We start from the raw sequence: 22,990 nt of genomic DNA, 5'->3' as shown, positions 1-22,990 counted from the left end.
TATTTATGCTATTTCATTAATTTGCTTGGTAAACAAGATTGCCATCTACCCAAGTCATCAGTGTTTTACCATAGACTTCCCAACCAATGAATGGCGTGTTCTTACCAAGAGAAACAAATTCGTCTGCTGAGATGGTGTCTTTATGTGCTAAATCAAACAATACGAGGTCGGCAGTCGCACCGACAGTTACGCTTACCGGCGCCTCTAAATTGAAGGCATTCACCGGTGCAATCAGCATGCGCTCTATTAAAGTTGCTAAAGTGATTATGCCAGTCTTTACAAGCTTGGTATATAGCAGTTGGAAACTAGTTTCAATCCCCGTAATACCGAATGGTGCTAGTTTAAATGATTGCGCCTTTTCTACCATGCCATGCGGTGCATGATCTGTGGCAACCATGTCAATCGTACCATCGATTAATCCAGCTAGAACTGCTTGTCTATCTTCTTGAGAGCGCAGTGGCGGATTCATTTTGAACAGTGCATTATCAGATGTAATTGCCGTATCAGCTAATAACAAGTGGTGCGGAGATACTTCAGCTGTGACCTTGACACCTTGCTGCTTGGCAATGCGAACCAAATCCACCGATGCCTTTGTCGAGATATGCGCAACATGATAATGAACCCCAGTAGCTTTAGCCAAAACCAAATCACGAGCTAATTGTGAACTTTCAGCTAATCCTGTAATTCCGGGGAAACCAATTTTTTCGGCCTGCGCACCCGCATTCATCACACCACCATGTAGTAATGAATCATCTTCTAAATGAGCGACTAATGGTTTGTTAACCTTGGCAGCAGCCTGCATAGCCTGTAACATTGTATCTGCCGTTTGTACCCCTTTTCCATCATTACTAAATGCAGCCGCACCTTCTTGAGACATACCAACAATATCTGAGATGGCCGTTGCTGTTAAATCACTCGAAACCGCACCGTATTGTGCAACGTGTACAGCAGCACTACTTTGATTTAATGCAATTTGTTTCGCTAAACGTGCCGGTGTATCAGGTACAGGATTTAAATTTGGCATTGCAATCACTGTTGTAAAGCCACCACGAGCGGCTGCCGCTGAGCCAGTGGCAATTGTTTCTTTGTATTCAAATCCAGGCTCGCGAAAGTGAACATGTACATCAACCAGTCCAGCCGATAAAAAAGCACCTTTAGCATCAATCGTCTCTACGTCACTTTCAATATGTTCAGCGACCCGAGTAATTGTTTTCCCGTCAATTAAAACATCTCGTGTAACAAGTTCACCATCAATTAAAATTTTTGCTTGCTTAATGCGTTGCATATGTAGCCTCCGTTGTATATTCTAGTATTGCCATACGTGCATAAACACCATTATTCATCTGTTCAAAGATTCGAGATTTTGGTGCTTCGACTAATTCATCAGCAATTTCTACATCACGATTAACTGGGGCTGGATGCATAATGATTGCCGCTGCCTTTAGTCGCTCGTAACGAGCCCGATTAAGTCCGAACTGTTCATGATATTGCTTGGTAGAAAAATTCTGATTTTCCGTTTGTGTAATACGTTCATGTTGCACACGTAGGAAAATGACAACGTCTAAGTTTTCCCAATCATCATCAATAGCGACAAATTGACCAAATTTTCCAAAATCATTTGGTTGCCAATCTTTTGGCCCTGAAAATGTCATATTAGCCCCTAAATGATGCAAAATTTCTGCATTAGACCTCGCCACACGTGAATGGGCCAAGTCCCCAACAATGCGAATATTTAAACCAGCAAAATGATTAAACTGTTCATAGATTGTTACTAAATCTAATAAACTTTGTGATGGATGTTGGCCGCTCCCATCACCGGCATTAATCAAGTGTGGTATCTCATGTCCTGTCGCTGTTAGCACTTGATCATACCAATTATTTACTGTATGTCGAATGACTGCAACATCTACCCCAATGGCTTTTAACGTTTTTAATGTATCTGTGAGACTCTCACCTTTAGACATTGAACTCTGTTGCGGATCGATATCAATTTGTTGATACCCTAATCTATTTTCTGCCATTTGAAAACTACTATGCGTGCGCGTTGAATTTTCAAAAAATAGATTTGTAACCGTTAAATTTGACTGTATTACCGATCTACCAGCTTTAATAGCTAATGCACGATGTACTAAGTCTAGCACGTCATCAAGTTCTATTGCATTTATATTCAAAAAATGTCGCATAATACTCCTTTTTATACAAAAAACGCGTAAGCCATTTCGACTTACGCGTTTCTAGAAAATTACGGCCAAAGTATAGACTTTGCCCCGAGTATCTAAAAGCCTTGTAAGTCTCTCTGGACTTAATTAAAGGTTTTACTGTTTTCAATATATTATCATTTTTTAAGCAGTTATGCAAACTCAATTAGCAAAAAAGTGCTTATCTTGCTCATTCACGCTTTTTTTAGCATTTTTATCTGAATTCCAAAATGGCACAATCACTTTACCCGTGACATGTTTAGCATCTACAAAGCCAAAGTATCGCCCATCATTAGATACAGACCGGTGATCTCCCATTACAAAGTATTCACCTGCTGGCACTTTTGTATGATGTTGATCTTTTTTCTGCCACAAATCAGTTGCTGATAACGTTTTTAGTGACCACTCACTGCCAAACGACATTTCTGTTCCTTGGGTACGCTCATCAATGCCAATATAATTCTGATTGACAACTTTACCGTTAACATACAAGTTAGAGTTCTTGTATGATACAGTATCGCCGGGTACACCAATAATGCGTTTGACATAGTCTTTATCATTTGAGTTAAACCGTGGATCCTCTTGACGGGCATCAAAGACAATCACATCGCCACGCTTATATTTGGAAATTTTACTCAATATAACAAATTCTTTATCTTGTAGATTAGGCATCATTGACGGCCCACTAACACGCACAAGTGTAAATAAGTAGGTTCGCACTAACAACACAATAACGAGTGTCACACCGATAGGAATAACCCATTCTTTTATAAAGCGTAAGAAACCATTTTGCATAGTCATTCTTCTTTCATAAAAACTTTAAAGGCATTATGTCTACTTACTTCTGACGCAACTTAGCATACGCATCGGCAACTGGCTTGGTTACAATATCGTTAATTTCTGTCAATAATGTGTTTAATGCTTGTTCTGTCGATAACAAAGCCGTGATAAGCTCATTTTTTTGAACATCTGCTGCAATAGCATCCCACTCTTTTTCTTGATCAGCGGATGGTTGCTGCTGTGACTGCATCATTTGTTGAACAGCCACTTGAACACTCTGAAATTTAGTAAATAATTGCTTGGCCTCTTCATCTGCTTGAATTGCATTAAAGGCATTTTGCCAAGCTGTGTATTGTTCTGTTTCTTTTAAAACTGATGCCATTTCATTAGCATTATCGTAAATATTAACTGTCATGTTTTTTCCTCTTTATCTTTCTTATTATGAAGTAACCAACAACTAATTACCACCAAATAGTCCTTTAATAGTGTGCCATGTTTTATTCGCACCGTCAACTGCTTTATCCACCCCATTTGAAAAGTCAGAAACAATATTTGACCAATCCATGCTATTACCAGATTGTTTATTTTTAACAGGCTGATTAGGATTTGTGACGCTAAAATTAGTACCTGGTGTATTTGGTAGAATTTGTTCTAGAGAGGTTTTCACCAATGGGCCCATTGTCGCCGTTAGACCCAAAGGTAGACTATTGTTCTTGCTATTATCGTCTAATCCCATCCAAGTTGCCTGCACAACATCTTTTGTGTAAGCCATAGCCCAAGAATCTTTAGATGACTGCGCATTCTCAGTATCGTTAGGATTTTCCGTTGTTCCTGTTTTTCCAGCAATAGTAAATCCGGCCGGCGCAGCCCCTAAACCAGTCCCATTAGTATAAGTGCCCAGCATCATCCGTGTCATATTATCTGCTACACGTGAACTTATGACACGTGTCTGTGTTGCTTTTGGTTGTGCCACAATGACTTTGCCTGTTGCATCAACAATCTTAGTAATTAAATGCGTCTGACTCATAACACCATCATTGGCAAAAGCCGTATAAGCTTGAGCCATCTGCATAGGTGACACGCCGTCTGTTAAACCACCTAAAGCTAACGCTAAACTTTTATCTTTGTCTGAGAGCGGCAAACCGAATTTTCGTGTGCTGGTGAAACCAGCATTAACACCCATTTTATTGAGTAAATAGACAGCTGGTACATTGTAAGAATGCTCCAGGGCTGAATACATTGGGACATCCTCAGTTTGCACATTCAATGCGTTATGAATTTCTTTGTTGCTTGTACCAAAAGTCCGCGTCGTATTTGGTAATAATTCATCAATGCTGTAACCACGTTCTAACGCCGGTGCATAAACGGCAATCGGTTTAATTGCCGAGCCAGGTTGCAGCTTTGACTGTGTCGCATAGTTAAAGCCTCGGAAAGTGTGATTCTTTTCGCGTGCTCCGACAATTGCACGAACACCACCATTTTTAGCATTAAGCACCACACTGGCTGCTTGCGCATCTGTATTGTAGTTAAACATCCCCGGATTATTGAAATCGGCCTGAAGGTTAGCTTGATCCTGCTGATTTAAGGTTGTGTAAATCTTATAACCACGATTCATTACATCACCTTCAGTTAAACCGTAAGTCTTGATTGCTTCATTAATTACAGCATCAAAGAACCAAGGATATTTATAGTTATTGGTATTATCATACGTGTCATTTAGGTTCATCGGCGCCGCTTGCGCTGATTTGAGTTGCGCCGACGTCAACTTCTTGTTTTCAAGCATTGTGCCTAACACAACGTTTCGTCTATTAATCGATGCTTGCGGATGATCAATAGGATTATATAGCGCTGGACTAGGCAACATCGCTGTCAAAGTCGCAGCTTGCGAAGTTGTTAATTCACTGGCATGTACGCCAAAATACTTTTGCGCTGCATCTTCAACACCCCAAACACCATGTCCAAACCATGCATTATTCAAATACATGGTTAAGATTTGATTCTTAGTATAATCTTGCTCAACCTGCATCGACAAAAAGATTTCTTTCGCCTTACGTGTAATGGTTTGCTCTTGTGTTAAATAGGCATTCTTAACCAACTGCTGTGTTAACGTTGAACCACCACCAGCAATAGCAGAGGAACCCATCACTTTGTTTTTTAAGTTAAGTAGCGCTGCACGCACAATGCCTTTAATTGAGAAACCGTATTCATGATAGAAATTACGATCTTCACTGGAAATAACAGCATCACGCATATTCTGAGAAATTTTATCATAGCTCACGTACGTGCCTTTTTGAGAATACAACTCTCCAGCTTTTGCCCCAGAATCATCATAAACCGTAGTTGTTTGTGCTAAAGTAGCTTGTAAATTTTTGACATGAGCAGTTTTTGCTAAGACCACAAAATAGACACTCATCACCAAAAACAAACTTAAACACAATACTATTAGTAAGCGCCAAAACTGCCAGCGCTTAGCAATCGGCCGGATTTTTTCCTTTAGTTTTGTGACACTATTTTTTAACCAATTCATAGATTATCCTATCAATGCTGACCAACGTGCCGTTAAAGCAGCTGCACTTTTGTCATCTGGTGTTGTAACATATATTGTATCAAATCCAGCTAACGTCGCAATTACTTCTGGTAAATCAGCATCATCAATCACTCCTGCTAATGCATTACCAGTTGAATCGGTTGTTTTAATAATGGTCATAAACTGTACTTGTTGTATAAAAACAGCGTATTCCTTTATAGCTTCATCCACTGCACTCGCAGTAACGGCCAAATCAGGTATAGTCGTTTGATCTTGTAATTGTTGATATCTTAATTCGCCATTCACATCTTTAATGCGCACAATACCCAGTGCACGTATATCACGAGACACTGTAGTTTGTGTCGTCATAACATGATGACGCTGCAATTCCGTTAATAGCGCTTCTTGACTTGTGATGGACTGTTTTTGGATAATATCAAGTATCAATGCTTGCCTTTGTTGCTTTGAAATCATTTATCTTTTCCTCACTGCACAAGCACCACGTTTTATAATGTTTAACTGCTTATGCGTCTTACATTTCTTCAGGTGCTTTTACACCAAGTAGACGTAGACTTTCTGATAAAATTATCGTCACCGCTTTTACTAATGCCAAACGCGCGTTGAGTTGGTCATCTGGCAATAAAATTTTTGAATTTGCATAATATTTATTAAATGCGCGTGACAATGACAACGCATACTTGGCAATAATACTTGCTTCGCGTTGTTGCCAAGCACGTTGTACAATCGTTGGGAATTGATTTAACGTTGTTATAATGTCCCAAGTTGCTGTGTCATCAAGATTGAGTTCATCTACTGACACGGCTGTATTGGCTTTGCGCAAAATTGACTTAGCTCGTGCATTTGTATATTGAACATAAGGGCCAGTATCGCCCTCAAAGCGGACAACTTCTTCGAGATTAAAGTCAAAGTTATTAGTACGATCATTCATTAAGTCATGGAAAACAACTGCGCCGGCCCCTACTTGTTCGGCCACTGTTGCTTTATCAGCTAGATCTGGATTTTTTTCTTGAATTTGTTTCAGAGCTAGGTCATGGGCATCGTTTAAGACATCTTTTAATAAGACAACATCTCCTTTACGGGTTGACATTTTCTTACCATTGAACGTAATTAAACCAAAAGCAATGTGTTCAACATCATCCGCCCAATCAAATCCCATCAGTGATAATACTGCCTTCATTTGAACAAAATGTTCACGTTGCTCACCACCAACAACGTAGAGTGACTTAGCAAAATTATATGTTTCCTTACGGTAAACGGCAGCAGCCAGATCACGTGTCATATATAGGGTTGCACCATCTGTACGCTTGATCATTGCTGGTGTCAAATTAGGGTTAATATCAGATAAATCAACAATCTGTGCCCCCTGTGATTCAACTAGTAATGACTTTTCAGCGAGCATATCAACGACTTTATCCATTTTATCGTTGTAGAAAGCTTCGCCATTGAACGAATCAAAACTAATTTCAAGACGATCATAGATTTCAGTAAATTCTTTTAATGACTCCGCACGGAACCAGGTCCACAGCTGATGTGCTTCTTCGTCACCGTCTTCTAACTTTTTAAACCAGGCACGCCCAGCATCATTTAAGCTATCATCAATTTTTGCTTTTTCATGGAATTCAACATAATAACGCAAAAGCGTTGCGATTGGATCTGCTTTGACTTCAGCTTCAGTACCCCAAGTTTTATAAGCGTAAATTAGCTTACCGAATTGCGTTCCCCAATCACCCAAATGATTGATTTTGATTGGATGATAACCATTTTTAGCAGTAATATTAGCCAAAGCATTACCAATAACAGTTGATCGTAAATGTCCCATAGACATTGGTTTTGCAATATTAGGAGATGACATATCAATTGTGACATTTGCGCCATCACCATCATTGTTATCACCAAATGCAGCACCTTGGGTTAAAATTGTTTTCAATGTTGCTTGAGACGTCATTTTTTTGTCTAAGAAAAAATTCACATAAGGTCCTGTTGCCACAACTTTTTCGAAGTCACTTTGGTCAATACGGTTTACTATGTCGCTAGCAATCTGCTGTGGTGCTTGACGTAACAATTTAGCCAATGTAAATGTTGGAAAAGCAACGTCACCCAAATCGGATGATTTTGGTGATTCTAATTTTGCTGCAATTTCCGCTACTGGGATGTCTGGTAAAACTTGTGATAATGATGTAATAATGCTTTTATTATCAGTCATGTGGTCATATTCCTTTTTTAATTAGTTCCTATTATACCTTATTTTAAATTGATTCATATAAAAATCGCCCCTCGTTAACAATTAACAAGAGACGAGATAAACCCGCGGTACCACTCTAATAGCTTACGCCACTCGATATTTATACTTTGGATTCTGAGTACGCGCCGCCTCAATCATGGCCTGACTTTCACCAACTCAGGCTCGCTAAACATGATTTTTTGAAACATCTTTACTCTTCTTCATCCGCTTCCGCACGCTCCGGTACTGGTGCATGCTTAATTACTTCAATTTCGTCCATACGAACTACAGCACGGTGGTTCATTTCATTGACTGCCGGTTGGTCGCCTAAATCGTTTTCCGTTATTTCAACCAATAGTGCATTTTCATATACTTTTTCTACTTGGCCAGTAAATGGTTTTTCTAAATTCCCATAAGCCGGTGCTAACAAAATATCCCCAACGTGATATTTTGATGCCTTATTTTCTTCTTCGTCTGCCATTGTTGTCAGTGTACACATTGCTTAACTGCCCCAGTTGTTAGCCAACACGAGTCACATTAAGCACGTCTACTTTTCCTCCTGTAATCAATGTATAACAACCAATTTTAACACAAAACCGCACGAATCACAATGTTACAATACGAGAGATAATGTGACGTGCAATGGTTATTTTGGGTGCTCTATCTAAAAACTCAGGCTGCTTATCTCGGGTCAAGATTGTCACACTGTTGTCATCAGATGAAAAACCGATATCTGACCGACTAACATCATTTGCAATCAGCATGTCAGCGTTTTTTGTAACTAATTTATCGGCACCGTAAGCTTCAACATTTTGCGTTTCTGCAGCAAAACCCACAACAATTTGACTGTGCGTTTTATGTTGGCCTATTGTCTTTAAAATGTCAGGATTTTGCACTAACTTTAGTGTCAGTCCGCTATCCCCAGTTTTTTTAATTTTATGATGATCTGTTTTTTCAGGCCTAAAGTCTGATACGGCTGCTGCACCAATAAAGATATCCGCTGTCTCAAATGCGGCTATCGCGGCATCAAACATTTCTTGCGTTGAAGAAACAAGAATTTGATTAACACCATAAATAGCTGGCTTAGTCACAGTTGTAATCAGTGTCACATGTGCCCCTTGTTCAGCAGCAGCTTGAGCCAACGCAAAGCCCATCTTACCACTTGAGCGATTGGTGATATAACGTACTGGATCCAATGCCTCACGCGTACTACCAGCTGTAATAATGACTTTTTTACCATGCAGTAACCCGTTTTTTGACTGCAAGCGAATGGCCGCTTCTGATAAAATCATGTCTGGTTCTGGCAAACGGCCTTTGGCCTCATAGCCTTCGGCTAAAAAGCCAATACTGGGTTCAATTAATAGCCAACCATCTGAGGATAAGTGCTCAATATTACGTTGCACAGCAGGATTATTATACATCACATCATTCATTGCTGGTATGACAATCTTTTCAGCTGCCGATGCCATAACTGTTGCTGTCGGTGCATCATCTGCAATACCGTTTGCCAGTTTTCCAATAATATTTGCCGTTGCCGGTACAACAAATATCACCTCAGCCCATTTGGCCCACGCAATATGCACAACATCGGCCCCTTGTCCAGCAAACAAATCAGTTAAAACATCATGTCCTGATAAAATGGCCATTGTTTTGCTAGGTATAAACTCTTGTGCGGCATGTGTCATAGACACTCTGACATGTGCACCCATTTTGATTAACAATCTAACTAGTGTAGCCGATTTGTACGCTGCCACACTGCCGGAAACAACAATTAAAATATTTTTATTTTTAAACATTTTTTTATCCTATACTAGTAGCATTTGAGACACGAAACGGTCTCACGTTTCAAAACGCATTGTACCATATCAACAAGATAATTGCCTATCGAAAAAATCGTTAAGGGACGAATGGTCACTTAACGATGTGATGATATTTAATTAGATGCTGTTAAACTTGAAGTCAAGCATAAAGGGTGACAATCTTGTCCACAGTTAAAACGATTGAGGTACTTTAAACGGTTTGCCACGTACCAAATAAACCGAAATGGTTTATTTATCTATTATATCAATTCGTCATCCAATGAGGACATTTTTGGCGTTTCAACAAATATTTCAGGATTTAAAACCCTTATCTAATAATTTGCCAACGATGGGCAGTTGACCCAACTTATCCATTTGTTTACCATCCACAACAATCATATTAGCTGATGATTCCGCTAATGTGGTGAAAGCATTAATCGACTGATTCTGGAAGTACTTATCATCTGCACCGGCCAATCCCGACTGCACAGTATCAATACGATAACGCTCAGCATCTGCGCGGGTTTTAGTGGCATCAGCTTCAGCCTTAGCAGTGGCCATTAGCGCATCATTTTTAGCCTTAGTAGTCAATTCAATTGAACGCGCCTCACCTTCCGCTTTAGCAATTGTTGCTACTCGTTCACGATCAGCTGTTAGCTGCTTATCCATCGCTTCTTGAATAGATACAGAAGGTCGTAATTCATCAATATTTATACGATCAACATTAATACCATAGGTATTAGTTAAATCGCCGATAGCATCGGCTAATTGAACGTTAATTTTAGTTGTTGAGCCTAATGCCTCATTTAATTCCATACGTCCTATAATATCGCGAAGATGTCCGCGAACTAATTGTGCCATCGATTCAACAGAATCAGTATTTTCGTACATGTATTTGATAGCATCCGTCACATGATAATTGAGTGTCACACTAGCTTTAATATCTGCATTATCCGCCGTGATAACTGAATAATCGGGTAAACGCAAAGGTCTCATAGCTAGACTCACTTTACGTATTGTTTGGAAAAAAGGTACATAAAAATGTAAGCCGGCTTCGCAACGACGACTGTACTTTCCCAATGTTTCGACTAGCCCCGCATTGTTTTGAGGCACAATTCTAAAAAATAACATATTACTCTCCCTTTGTAATCAATCTGACTGTATTATTTTAGTTCTCTTAAGGTTAAAATATTACCGTTTGCCTCAATAACTGCATACGACTTTTCCTTATTAACAACTGAAGCATTATCAATCAGATATCGATAATAAATTCCCGAAATTTTCACCAAACGATTATCTAAATCAAAATTGTCCCCTGATATCACATGACCAACAAACTGTCTGTCTTCAAACGACTTTGGACGGACACCCTCCTCTAACAATTTCGTTAAATAATTATTTAACGAACGTCCTTCCTGACTCGCGTGTTTAGCTAAAACTTCGTGAAGTTCCGGATCAATTCTGAGCGGAATGTTCCCTGATTTTTTGTGAATATTTTCACTGTTTTTTATCATATCTTAATGATATCACAATTAAAAATATAAATCGAGCAATAGTCTAATAATTTTTTTCAAATCATCCAAATAAAAAAGCAACAGAACGTGACGAGGCTTCCTGTTGCGCTTCGATTTTTAATGTCAAATCGCTATTTATTGCTATCTTTTCTAAAAAAGTTTGCTACAGTTTGGATAAAGTAGCGTGGTTGACTCAGCTTGGCACGATCAAATTGTTGCGAATATAAAGCAAATCTTTCAATCAACTGCGATAAGGATTGGAAAATAGATTTTGAAACAACGAAGAGAATCACTAATAATAACAATGAGACGGAATCAATTCGTGTGAGTGAGAAAAATTTACTAAACGTGAAACCGACAATAATCATGCCTGCAAGACAACTAAAAAATACTTTTTGACGAAAGGCATTCATTGGTGTCGAAATTTTATAGAGAACAAAGAAGCCAACAACAATTAATAATAAGGTTGCAGCCGTTGAAACATCTGCTGTACTTAATTTAAACAATGTTCCGCAAATTACTAAAATTCCCACAACCACCATATCTGTAATACCACCAGGTGCAGCTTTACTAAAGACGTTTGTCATAAAGTGTCCTTTTATTTTTTCATTATTTTTTTCTAATGTTAACAAAAATGATGGTAAGCCAATGGTGAACAAGCTAATCAATGTTATTTGTAAGGGATTAAGCGGATAAGTAGCTGATAGCAGTATAGCAAATACTGACATCAATAATGAAAAAATGTTTTTAACCAAGAACAAGCTCGCCGAGCGTTCAATATTGTTAACTATTTGACGACCTTCCAAGACAACCTGTGGCATCTTTGAAAAATCAGATTCCAATAACACTACTTGTGCGGCCTTAGCTGTGGCATCATTACCAGAAGCCATAGCAATACTACAATCTGCTTTTTTCATAGCCAAAATATCATTCACACCATCGCCTGTCATGGCAACTGTCTTGCCGTTATCTTTCAGAATATCAACAAATTGCTCTTTTTGTTCTGGCGTGACACGACCAAAAACGGTGAATTTTTTTAATGCATCGTCCATACTTTCTAAACTGTTTAGCGTTCGAGCATCAACATAATTCTCAGCACCACTAATACCCGCTTGCTTTGCTGTGTAACTCACTGTTAACGGATTGTCACCAGAAATGACTTTGATTGCCACATCTTGCTTGGCAAAATACTGAAAAGTTTCTTTCGCGTTTTCTCTAACAGGATTAGCAATAACAATTAAGGCTAAAGGCGTCACAGCACTGGTCAATTGACGGTTTTTTATTACCCCATTATGTTGGCCAAATATTAACACACGCAGACCTTGTTCAGAATATTGTGTAATGGCTTGCTTGTACTCATCATACTGATCTTTAAGCAAAACTTCTGGTGCCCCCAATACGAATGTATCATCGCCAAAGGTAACACTACTAAATTTTTCAACTGATGAGAAAGTTGTATACGAGGTAGCTTGACGATCTGATGCCTGATTAAACTTCTCTTTAATCGCCACCATCGTATCGTTATCGGCTGCCATAGTTTGAGCAAAATCGGATACTAGCTGGCTCAAATCCGATTCCGATTTTGACTGACCTGCTAAAGGTACAAAATGGGCTACTGTCATTTTATTCTCAGTGATTGTCCCAGTTTTATCGACACAAAGTACATCAACACGCGCTAGTGTCTCAATACTCTTCATATTGTGTAATAATACTTTTTGCTTAGCCAAACGGGCAGCCCCCATAGCTAATGAAATTGTCGTCAATAAGTAAAGGCCCTCTGGAATCATACCAATTAAGGCGGCAACCATAGTGGTAATACTTTGTTCAAGTGAGACATTATTCAATATGTAACTTTGATAAAAAAGAATTAAGCCAACAGGAACAATAATGATACCAACCCATTTAATGAACCGATTAATTGATATCACCATTTCTGATTGTTCGCTATTTTTAATCTTTTTAGCTTGACTAGTCAGTTTCGAAATATATGACGCTTCCCCTACTTTTTCCAGTTCACCATAACAACGACCAGACACCACAAAACTACCGGATAACAATTTGTCTCCAACACGTTTAGTAATTTCATCAGACTCACCGGTTAGTAAGGCCTCATTCACTTGAATTTCGCCATTTAACACAACCGCATCAGCCATAATTTGAGTGCCAGCCCGAAATAATACAACATCGTTAATCACAAGTTCGTCTACTTCTAACTGAACTTCTTGACCTTCTCTCACAGCCGAAACCGTTGTTGTATCTAGCACATTAAGATTGTCTAATACTTTTTTGGCACGTACTTCTTGAAAAACACCGATCAAAATATTAATTAGAACAACTGGCACAAACGAAAGATTTTTATAGGATTGCACAAAGGCTAAAAGCAACGCTAATACCAAAAAAATCAGGTTAAAAAAGGTCAGTGTATTTTCTCGAATAATTGCCGCATAAGTTTTAGATTGATTTTTACCTACTTTGTTAGATTGTCCAGCACGTAGCCTGTCAGCAACTTGTTGTTGTGTTAACCCCTCTTGATAGTCTACTGATGTATCAAGCCTATCATCAACGAATGGTTGTTTGGTGATATCTGGTTGTTTAGTCATTCATTATTCCTTTTCGAGTGTGTTATCAGATTAAATATTAATTGATAGTCAATGACCCTTGATGCGTTGCCACAAAATTTTTAACAACGGCATAATCCCCAATATAAGGTTCATCTACACCGTTAACTTTTTGGTATGGGTCTTCACCTTTACCAGCAACAATGACAATATCATTATCACGGGCTGCTAACAAGGCTTGATTAATTGCAGCTATTCGATCCATTTCAAAGTGAACATCCAACTTTGGATTGTTAATATGTGCAGCAATTTCATCAGCAATAGTTTTGGGTGATTCAAATTGCGGATCATCTGCAGTCAGGTAAACGACATCGGCGAGCTCAGAAACGACACGACCAAAATCTGCTCGTCGGGACACGCCTTTATTTCCTGGTGAACCGACAACAACGATGACTTTCCCATCAGGATACTGACTTTGGGCAAATTTTAATAAGGCATGCATTGAGGCATAATTATGCGCATAATCAACAAATGCGACACCGTGATTCGGTATTGGTAGGCTTAACATCCGCCCTGGAATAAATACAGTATCTAACCCCTTAACCATAGCCTCATGTTTGGCACCTGCTAATGCCGCCATAATTAACGCGGCTAATGCATTGGATTCGTTAAAATCACCGGGCAAGTTCAAACGATAAGCTCCTGCCATTTCCGATAAATCACTTGCTTGTACAGTCAGTTGACTTTCATGAATTGCGCTACTTTGGGACGTAAACGTATATTCTCCGCCCTTTTCGGCATTACTATATGTATAAATCTTATCATGACCCTTTTTTGCATGTGTCATAATTTCAGACAAGTGATCACTCTCAGCGTTCACAATTACTTTGTCTGAATGATCAAATAACATCAATTTGTGGGCTAAATAATCTTCAAAGTTGGGATGTTCATTTGGTCCGATATGATCGGGCGAAATATTTAAAAAAGCACCCACTTGATATCGCAAGCCATACACACGCTGTTTCAAATAGGCTTGTGAACTCACTTCCATTATCAAGTGTGTCATACCGTTATCTACAACACGTCGCATATCCTTAAACAATTCGTACGATTCGGGGGTTGTTAAATCAGATTTTTTGCGATCACTGGCCTTTGGTCCAGTAATACGATCGACTGTCGAAAAAAGTGCAGTATGGTTGTCTGTTGCTGCTTTTAAGATATTATAAGTCATGTAAGCAGCAGTCGTTTTCCCCTTTGTCCCAGTGAAGGCTCCAATCCACAGTTTCTTTTGGGGATAATCAAAGAAAGCCATTGATAAAAGCGATAAGGCTTTCTGCACATTAGTAACCTGCCACTGTGGCAAATCAACTGGTAATTGGCTCTCTGATACGATACCAGTAATCCCTTGAGCATTTTCTAGATACTCTGGTCGAAAAGCCCCTTTTACCACAAATAACGTTTCCGGCTCAACTTGGCGTGTATCATAATGTAAAAATGAAAATTCATGATATGTTACTGGTTGAGACACTAATAAATTGTGAGAAGACAACAGTTGTTCAATTGTTTTACTTGTTAGTTTCATAATATTATTATACAAAAAAATGACAGTTGTGTCAGACAGAACTGTCATTTAGATGACTTCAATAGGCTACGGCGTAACGCTATTGGCGCAAACAGTGTACTTGCTAAAATAACTACTGCCAATTCAGAATAGTCGCCATTTGTAATAAGATGCGTACTTAAGCCAATATCAGCAATAATTAGTGCCATTTCGCCACGAGAAACCATGCCTAGTCCGATGATGTGAGATTCATATGTGCTCATACCTGTTATTTTAGCACCTAAACTTGACCCAGCCCATTTCGTTACAATCGCCGCAATTGTCATAATTATCAAAAGAAACCACTTATCACCTAAGCCTGTTAGCGTCATTTTCAAACCAATACTGGCAAAGAAAATTGGTATAAAGAAGCCATACCCGATAGTCATCGTGTGCGCCATGATTTGCTTTGCTTGATTAGCACGAGCAAGCGCTACGCCGGCAAAAAAAGCACCAACTACCGCTGAAACACCGGCTTTTTCAGCAAAATAGCCCGCAGTAATGGCAAGTAATACACCAATTAATCCAGCAATCGCTGGTAATTTTGTTTGCCACAAGTATTGAACAATTTTAGGTAAAATGTAGCGACTAAATAACCAAAATAAAATAAAAAATAAGATCGCTATCATTAACTGTTGAGGTACACCTACTGTGCCTTGATTTTTCAAACCAAATGATGACATAAATCCTGTTAATATTAGCACAGCCAATATGTCATCGCCAACAGCAGCACCCAAAATGGTCACACCAGATTTAGTTTTTAGTTGATTATACTCACTCAAGACCTCGGCAGTAATCGAGACTGACGTCGCAGAAAAAACGATACCCCAAAATATTGATTGCACCGTATTGTAATGAAATATTTGTGCCAGCAAGAAAAAAAGTGCCTAGGGGTAATAGTGCCCCTAAAAGTGCAACAGTTAATGAGGTTTTAATGTGTGATAGCAGTTGCTTGATATCTGTTTCGATACCAACAATGAACATCAAGAGTAATACACCTATTTCTGCGATACTATTCAATTCGTGCGAAATTGACACAAGTTTGAAGACACTGGGTCCAATGATGATGCCAGCCAACAACTGGCCAACTACGATAGGCATACCGAAACGATGGGCGCCCCAACCAAAAATAATGGTCGCTATAAACAAGATAATTAAATTCTGATAAATTGTCATTTGTTACTATCCCTACTTTGATTTTTTGTAAATAAAAAAAGCTTATCCTAAAAGTAAACGCTGCTCCCCCACATACGTTCGCCTTAAGTCTAAGCTTAACCAGTTTGATATTATTAACTATTGTTTTTATGGTCAGCTGCGCTTTGATGCTTCTCAGCTGTTGCCATCGCCATGTCAGCAATCGCTGCGGCGTTGTCACGATAAATATGTTGATCAGATGCAACGGCTTCGTAGACTCTTGCTAATTCACGTGTCAAAATCTGACGTACTTCTGTCGTTGAATGCGTCTCCATCAATAATTGACGTAGTGACGACGCATGAGCAAATCCACGAAGATATATTTTAAAATACCGTTTCAGGGCTTCAAAATGCTTAGGTGTCACATTAGCGTTGACATCGTCAAACAAATCAAGTTGTCGCTTCAATAAAGCGATTGATTCTTCTAGTGTGTGCTGCCTAGGAATTTTCTCAAAAGCATAAGGATTTTCAAAAATACCACGACCAATCATAATCCCATCAATGCCTGGGTGTATCTTAGCCAAAGCTAGGCCCTCTGCCCGTGTTTTGATATCGCCATTAATCTGAATGAGTGTTTTTGGAGCCAACTTATCCCGCATAGCCAGTATCTCATCAATATACTCAACATGCGCTGGTGCTTTGGACATTTCTTTTCGTGAACGGAGATGGACAGTTAAGACTGCCACATTTTGACGTAAAATAATGGGTAACCAATCATGAAATTCTTCGGCATGATAGAAACCCAATCGTGTTTTAACTGAAACGGGTAACCCTGATGCCTTCGCAGCTGAAATAATTTTTTCAGCTAAATCATCATGACGAATCAAATCTGAACCAGCCCCATTTTTAATCACGGTTGCATCAGGGCAACCCATATTAATATCAACAGCACGATATCCCATGGTTGGTAGTATTTTTGCAGCACCCGCGATATCTTCTGGCCGTGAACCCCAAATTTGGGCTACCGGTTGTGCCTCATTTTCAGCAACAGCAAGTCGCCCTTGAACTGAAAACTTGGCTTTTGGATGCACCATTGAACTGGCATTCGTAAATTCAGTATAGTAAACATCTGGTGGCCCAGCTTGTGCTACTACTCGACGGAAAATAGTATCCGTGACAGCTTCCATTGGTGCTAAACTAAAAAATGGTTGTTTATCAGATGTTGTGTTTTTGGCTTGTGTTTGTTTTACAATCTCATCCCAAAATGAATCTTGTTGGGTACTAAGCGTCATGCGACATCTCCTTGTATAATGTAAGTAAATTCCATCATATCATATTTTAGATGGTGCTGTCATCTGATTAGGCCAAAGTTCACGGAGATTATTTATCTTCACACATTAAATACGACTATCTTTTTGTAGTGCACTCAGCGTGTAAAACGAACCGGTAACAACAATTAAAGCTTGAGACGATTCACGAACACGCATAGCCAGTGAAATGGCAGCTGTCGCATCGCTAGCAATCTCAACATCAACATTGGGATAACTAGCAATAATCTCGGCTGCTAGCTCTTCAGCATGCAAAGCGCGCGTTTTGTTATTCGGTGTCACAGTAATCACACGTTGCACCACTGGCACAATAATATCTAACATTTCATGATAATCTTTGTCTTTTAAAACACCTAGAATAAGTGTCGGTTTAATTTTTAAATGCCAAGCATTCAACGCCGAAACCAAACCATTCATACCATCAACATTATGTGCAGCATCAAAAAGAATATTTGAATCTGCATGATAGTTCATACGGCCCAACATTGAAACATTGGCCAAACCATCACGTGATTTTTCAGGTGTAAAATCATACCCCATGGTCATTAGCGCTGCTTTAATTTGCAACACAATACTAAAATTATGTGCCTGAAATGCGCCTGACATACTCAAAAAATAACCTGATTGTCCGTTAATAATTAAATCCATGCCAGCTGGGGTGGTATTGGCAATAATAATTTGATCAGGAGTATGTTCGAACAACGTTGCACCAACTGTTACCGTCCGTTGCTTCAAAACACGACTAACCGTCATATCCTGTCCGGCGTAATTAATGACAACTGTGCCTTTTTTAATAATGGCGGATTCATCTTCGGCAATTTCCGTTAAATTACGACCGATAATATTTTGATGATCTAAACTGATTTTAGTAAATACTGCCATCAATGGCGCATCGATGGCATTAGTCGCATCACGTAAGCCACCCAACCCAGCCTCAAACATAACAAAATCAACGTGTTCGGCCTTAAAATACAATAATGAAATAAGCGTAAAATATTCAAAATAAGTTAATTGATCAAAATTCAAACCGTGTTGCTTGAGACATTTGACAACTTCATCGTAATAACGCAAAAAATCTTTTGGCGTAATCAACGTATTATTAATTCCTATCTGCTCACGTTCAGAAAGAATTGAAGGACTTGAAAAATGACCACAAGTATACCCATTAGCTTGAAAAATAGCCGTCATCATTGCAACTGTTGAACTCTTACCATTGGTCCCTGCCACATGAATTATTTTTAAGTCTCGGTCGGGGTGTGCTAACCATGATAAAACGTTTTTCAACAATGGCACACGCGTATCATCTAAAATATGCCACGTCTTATCTAAATGCCTAATAACGTTCTTATAACGCGCTTCAATGCGCTTATCTACAGATTTATCCAAGATGTCCCCTCCGACATTTTCTCTGAAACCTATTTTAGCACATGTCGCCAACAAAAATGTATGCAAAAAATCATAATTTAACCACAAAAAAACGGTTGTTTAAACCGTTACGCCTGCGGGGAAATCTGTAAAGGCAGCATTGATTCCCCATTCGTTTAATCTTGCCATTGTTTTTGGATCATTAACTGTCCAAACATTTAATTTAAAACCTTTGTTCATTAGTATTCTGGCCTGTTCTTGCGTTAAAAATGAGACATCCGGATGAATATAGGCTGCATCAACAGCTTGTGCCTGTTCAAGATGGCTATCAGTAATTGGCCCATCTACTAGTAATCCCGTGGCAACTTTTGGCATTAGCGCGTGAAATTTTTTTAACAGTGGCACATTGAAGCTTGAAACAATAATCTGACAATTTGGATTTAATCGCAGAAAGGCTTTATGAATTCGCATTAAATAAAAGTTCTGTTGTTCCCCTTGCACATCCGTTTTTAATTCAAAGTTGACATTGAGTTGATGCAGATTAACAAAGTCAATTAACCAATCTAACGTGACAATCTGTTGTCCTTGGTAAACTGGGCTAAACCACTCGCCAAAATCGAGTTTTTGGAGGCCTTGTAAGGTGTTACGATTGACTTTGCCATTACCATTCGATGTTCGATTCACGCTAGCATCATGAATAAGAACAAGCTGACCGTCCGATGTGATGTCAATATCAGTTTCTAACCAAGTAATGTCCAAAGGTAACATTTTTTCAAAGGCTGCACGCGTATTTTCTGGCGCTTGCGCTGAGACGCCACGATGTGCAATTTTTATCATAAATTTTTCTCTCATTTCTGCATGTGATTTGCCGAATTATAGGATGCCAATGCTTTATTTGTCGCATCTTCAGCAGTCTGTAAACTTTTTTCAATATCAGCGCCATTGACAATCGATTGCATTGCCGTCTCAACATTCGTACGTTCAATGGGTAATATTGGCACAAGTGGCCCAGCAGTGACTGAATTCTTTTTACTGGTTTCTAGCTGTTTTGTAGCAACACCCAAATTAGAGTCTTTAGCAATCGCTGATGTTACTTGTGGTAACGCTTTTGCGTTCTTATTGACCGCTAGATAACCTGTTGCCAGCTGCCACTGTGCCTGTGATTGGGCTGATGACATAAATTTTAGAAAATCAGTCACACCTTCTTTAGTAGCAGTTGTTTGATGCTTATTCACCCACAAGGAAGCGCCACCCAATGTTAGGCCATTACGTGCGATATCATCTGCATGTGGGACATAAGTTACCCCTAACTTAAATTTTGCATTAGCTTGTAAGTCACCGGTAGAAGCTGATGATTGCATGAACATCCCCAACTTACCAGCTAAGAATGCCGTTTGTTGATTAGCCTCGGCAATATCACCAGAACCATAACTCACAAAAGATTTATCTTGAATTGCTTGTTTCATAAAGGTCATCAGACGTCGAGCAGCTGGGGTATTAATATTAATTTTTGTTGCATATTGACCAGATTCACGGCCATTATCATGGTTCGCTAGCAACTGATTCTGGTTTGCTGTTAATTCTTCGAAAAGCCACCCATAAGCTTCAATCGTCATGCCCTTAGTTTGATGATTTGTTTTTTCCGTTATCGCTTGCGCCAAATTTAAAATATCCTGATAACTAGGATCTTCAGGCAAAGGTTTTAATCCTAATTTTTCGACTAGACTCTTATTATAATACAAAACCGGTGTGGATGAATTAAATGGTAATGATTGCAATTGATTATCAACAGTGTAGTAGCGCGCAATATTATCCTCAATTTGATTAATGACTTGAGAATCTAGTAAGCGACTGACTGGTTCTGTACTTTTAGTTGACAACATCGTGCTGGTTGCAATTTCTTGTGCTTGTACAATTGCTGGTGCTGCGGATGAATTAGCGACGTTAATATATTTTGGAAGTGATTCAGTATAGGCACCCTGATATTGTGGCACGACTGTGTACTTTGTTTGTGATGCGTTGTATTTCGCAACTAATTTTTTAAGCGCATCGGCTGGTTTACCACCCATCGAATGCCAAAAAACAATTGTCGTGCGCTGATTTGCACTAACCGGTCTTGACAATCGGCTCATGCCAAGCAGCACGATACTAATCATCAACACAATAGCTATTAAACTCATAACATACTTTTTCTTCATAACTACTTTACCGCCCCATCAAGCAAACCAGATTTGAACGCTCTCTGCGAGAGCAGCAAAACTACGAGACTAGGCACCATAATCAAAATAGCACTTGCCATAATTAGTCCCCAAGAATTAACAGCTTCTGTGGCTTGTAACTGTCGTAACCCAATTTGGGCCGTGCGAACATTGTCACTATAACTTGTAATCAAGGGCCATAAATACATATTCCAAGTGGTCAAGAACGAATAAGCTGCTAAAGTAAACAAACTTGTTTTAGCGTAAGGTATCACTGCATGATATAAGAATCGAAAGTGCCCAACCCCTTCAATTGCTGCTGATTCTCTAAGCGCCAATGGCACTTGCATGAAAGTTTGACGTAATAAAAACGTACCAAATGCTGAAGCAAAGAAAGGAATTGCTAAGGCGGCATAATTGTTCAAAATACCCAACCAACGTAGTGTTTGAAAGTTTGGAATGAGTTGTGATTCAAATGGTAACATCATCGTTCCAATGAAAGCATAAAATATAATTTGCTTCCCTTTGAACGGAATAAAAACAAAGGCATAAGCTGCTAATACTGAGAAAACAACTTGACCAACCATTACTATAGCTGAAACTAGCAGCGAGTTCAGTAGATATCGTAAAATAGGTGTTGCAGTTATTGCTTGTATATAGTTGTCAATTGTGAATTGACTCGTAAAATAATGACCCGTTAAAATAGCATTGTTTGGTAACAATGACACCCATACGCCAACAATTAAGGGGATTAATAATACCAAAGATAAACCTATCATCAGTACATAACGCCATATCTTTTCATTGCTTGTTATAATCATTGATACATTACCCGCTTTTCAGTCAATTTAAATTGTGCAATCGTTACCAGCGCAATTAAAAGCGCCAAAACAATTGATTCGGTTGATGCTTTACCAACGTTAAGGTTAACAAAGGCATCTTTATATATTTGGTACACAATTAAATTGGTACTATTATTTGGTCCCCCTTTAGTCAATAGGTCAACTTGCCCAAAGGTTTGGAAGGCATTAATCATTGTAACCGTGCCCACAAAGAATAATGTCGGGCTAATTTGCGGTAATGTAATGTGATAAAATTTATGCCACGTTGTCACCCCTTCAATGTCAGCTACTTCATATAATGGTGTGGCAACATTTTCTAAAGCACCAGTCAGTGCCAAAAATGAAAAGCCTAAATTCATCCAAACTACGGTTAAAATCACTGCAAACAAAGACCAAGTGTTATCAGTTAACCAATGAATCGGTGGTAAATGCAATAGATTTAACACCATGTCAGAAACACCTGTTGTGGGTTGAAAAATAAATAGCCAAAGCACGGAGGCCACTGAAACAGAAACGCCCATCGTTGAAGCAAAAAATGTCCGAAATAACGTCGTGCCTTTTAAGTGTTTGCTTGTCACCATGGCTAAAGCCAAAGCACTCACTGTTGTTAACAATGTCACCATGAAGACGAAAATAAACGTTGTCAGCAAGCTTTTCATAAAAAACTTATCTTGTAATAGTGTGCCGTAATTTGACAAGCCAATAAATTTAACCGGCTGCCCTAAAGCATTGGTTAAAAACATACTGTAATAAACAGTTTTAACTAGCGGATAAAAAACAAAAACACCGAGAAAAATAGCTGATGGTGCTATAAATCCCATAGCCGCTAAATGTGTCTTTAGCTTTTGCTGCAGTTGCGTATGTTTCACAACTGCATGATTTGCTGAAGAAAAAGCATGATCCAT

Annotated in this window: 21 protein-coding genes; all 21 read right to left on the bottom strand. The window is 38.9% G+C overall.

Annotated features, from left to right (window positions below; translation table 11 throughout):
• Positions 1–16: 16 nt before the first annotated feature.
• The 21 genes from C5L21_RS05095 to C5L21_RS05000 all read right to left on the bottom strand — a co-directional run bounded on the left by C5L21_RS05095 (position 17) and on the right by C5L21_RS05000 (position 22,990).
• On the bottom strand, positions 17–1,285 hold the full coding sequence (locus C5L21_RS05095; protein ID WP_133286133.1) for a dihydroorotase: 1,269 nt from the start codon (positions 1,283–1,285) through the stop codon (positions 17–19).
• On the bottom strand, positions 1,272–2,183 hold the full coding sequence (locus C5L21_RS05090) for an aspartate carbamoyltransferase catalytic subunit (RefSeq protein ID WP_085699213.1): 912 nt from the start codon (positions 2,181–2,183) through the stop codon (positions 1,272–1,274). The genes C5L21_RS05095 and C5L21_RS05090 overlap by 14 nt, the downstream gene beginning before the upstream one ends.
• A 177-nt stretch (positions 2,184–2,360) precedes the next feature.
• On the bottom strand, positions 2,361–2,993 hold the full coding sequence (gene lepB / locus C5L21_RS05085) for a signal peptidase I (protein ID WP_004904622.1): 633 nt from the start codon (positions 2,991–2,993) through the stop codon (positions 2,361–2,363).
• 43 nt (positions 2,994–3,036) lie between these two features.
• Positions 3,037–3,393: a YlbF family regulator gene (locus C5L21_RS05080; protein WP_004900744.1), complete on the bottom strand. Its 357-nt coding sequence runs from the start codon at positions 3,391–3,393 to the stop codon at positions 3,037–3,039.
• A gap of 42 nt (positions 3,394–3,435) precedes the next feature.
• Entirely contained in the window at positions 3,436–5,505 is a 2,070-nt protein-coding gene (locus C5L21_RS05075; RefSeq protein ID WP_004900747.1) for a PBP1A family penicillin-binding protein, read from the bottom strand.
• Positions 5,506–5,508: 3 nt separating this feature from the next.
• Entirely contained in the window at positions 5,509–5,979 is a 471-nt protein-coding gene (locus C5L21_RS05070; RefSeq protein ID WP_004900749.1) for an arginine repressor, read from the bottom strand.
• 58 nt (positions 5,980–6,037) lie between these two features.
• Entirely contained in the window at positions 6,038–7,729 is a 1,692-nt protein-coding gene (gene argS / locus C5L21_RS05065; protein ID WP_004900752.1) for an arginine--tRNA ligase, read from the bottom strand.
• A gap of 229 nt (positions 7,730–7,958) precedes the next feature.
• The gene (locus C5L21_RS05060; RefSeq protein ID WP_036058373.1) at positions 7,959–8,228 is read right to left on the bottom strand and encodes a hypothetical protein; all 270 of its coding nucleotides are present in this window, start codon (positions 8,226–8,228) and stop codon (positions 7,959–7,961) included.
• A gap of 124 nt (positions 8,229–8,352) precedes the next feature.
• Positions 8,353–9,543 (bottom strand): bifunctional phosphopantothenoylcysteine decarboxylase/phosphopantothenate--cysteine ligase CoaBC, encoded by a 1,191-nt coding sequence (gene coaBC / locus C5L21_RS05055; protein WP_085699214.1) that lies wholly within the window; start codon positions 9,541–9,543, stop codon positions 8,353–8,355.
• Between the two features lie 315 nt (positions 9,544–9,858).
• On the bottom strand, positions 9,859–10,677 hold the full coding sequence (locus C5L21_RS05050; protein ID WP_004904628.1) for an SPFH domain-containing protein: 819 nt from the start codon (positions 10,675–10,677) through the stop codon (positions 9,859–9,861).
• Positions 10,678–10,709: 32 nt separating this feature from the next.
• Positions 10,710–11,060 carry a toxin-antitoxin system HicB family antitoxin gene (locus tag C5L21_RS05045; protein WP_004907574.1) on the bottom strand — a complete coding sequence of 117 codons (351 nt, stop codon included), beginning with the start codon at positions 11,058–11,060 and terminating at the stop codon, positions 10,710–10,712.
• A 131-nt stretch (positions 11,061–11,191) separates the two neighbouring features.
• Positions 11,192–13,660: a cation-translocating P-type ATPase gene (locus tag C5L21_RS05040; RefSeq protein WP_133286132.1), complete on the bottom strand. Its 2,469-nt coding sequence runs from the start codon at positions 13,658–13,660 to the stop codon at positions 11,192–11,194.
• 37 nt (positions 13,661–13,697) lie between these two features.
• A complete protein-coding gene (gene murE, locus C5L21_RS05035; RefSeq protein ID WP_170167811.1) occupies positions 13,698–15,200 on the bottom strand; it encodes a UDP-N-acetylmuramyl-tripeptide synthetase in 1,503 nt (500 codons plus the stop codon).
• Between the two features lie 44 nt (positions 15,201–15,244).
• Complete coding sequence (locus C5L21_RS05030; RefSeq protein WP_260167112.1) at positions 15,245–16,063, bottom strand: cation:proton antiporter; 819 nt, start codon at positions 16,061–16,063, stop codon at positions 15,245–15,247.
• The gene (locus C5L21_RS09560; protein ID WP_260167113.1) at positions 15,993–16,394 is read right to left on the bottom strand and encodes a cation:proton antiporter; all 402 of its coding nucleotides are present in this window, start codon (positions 16,392–16,394) and stop codon (positions 15,993–15,995) included. The genes C5L21_RS05030 and C5L21_RS09560 overlap by 71 nt, the downstream gene beginning before the upstream one ends.
• A 113-nt stretch (positions 16,395–16,507) precedes the next feature.
• Positions 16,508–17,644, bottom strand: a complete 1,137-nt coding sequence (locus tag C5L21_RS05025) for a tRNA dihydrouridine synthase (protein ID WP_085699218.1) — start codon at positions 17,642–17,644, stop codon at positions 16,508–16,510.
• A 105-nt stretch (positions 17,645–17,749) separates the two neighbouring features.
• Positions 17,750–19,066 (bottom strand): bifunctional folylpolyglutamate synthase/dihydrofolate synthase, encoded by a 1,317-nt coding sequence (locus tag C5L21_RS05020; RefSeq protein ID WP_133286131.1) that lies wholly within the window; start codon positions 19,064–19,066, stop codon positions 17,750–17,752.
• Between the two features lie 99 nt (positions 19,067–19,165).
• Positions 19,166–19,897, bottom strand: coding sequence for a glycerophosphoryl diester phosphodiesterase (locus tag C5L21_RS05015; RefSeq protein ID WP_004904637.1), 732 nt, complete (start codon positions 19,895–19,897; stop codon positions 19,166–19,168).
• Positions 19,894–21,243, bottom strand: a complete 1,350-nt coding sequence (locus tag C5L21_RS05010) for an ABC transporter substrate-binding protein (protein ID WP_085699222.1) — start codon at positions 21,241–21,243, stop codon at positions 19,894–19,896. Before C5L21_RS05010 ends, C5L21_RS05015 begins: the two co-directional genes overlap by 4 nt.
• Positions 21,244–21,245: 2 nt before the next feature.
• On the bottom strand, positions 21,246–22,064 hold the full coding sequence (locus C5L21_RS05005; protein WP_004900797.1) for a carbohydrate ABC transporter permease: 819 nt from the start codon (positions 22,062–22,064) through the stop codon (positions 21,246–21,248).
• Entirely contained in the window at positions 22,061–22,990 is a 930-nt protein-coding gene (locus C5L21_RS05000; protein ID WP_040177004.1) for a carbohydrate ABC transporter permease, read from the bottom strand. Before C5L21_RS05000 ends, C5L21_RS05005 begins: the two co-directional genes overlap by 4 nt.

Source organism: Leuconostoc citreum, assembly GCF_004354555.1.
GTDB lineage: Bacteria > Bacillota > Bacilli > Lactobacillales > Lactobacillaceae > Leuconostoc > Leuconostoc citreum.
Note: the sequence above shows the minus strand (reverse complement) of the source record. Positions and strands in the feature narration are given on the sequence as shown.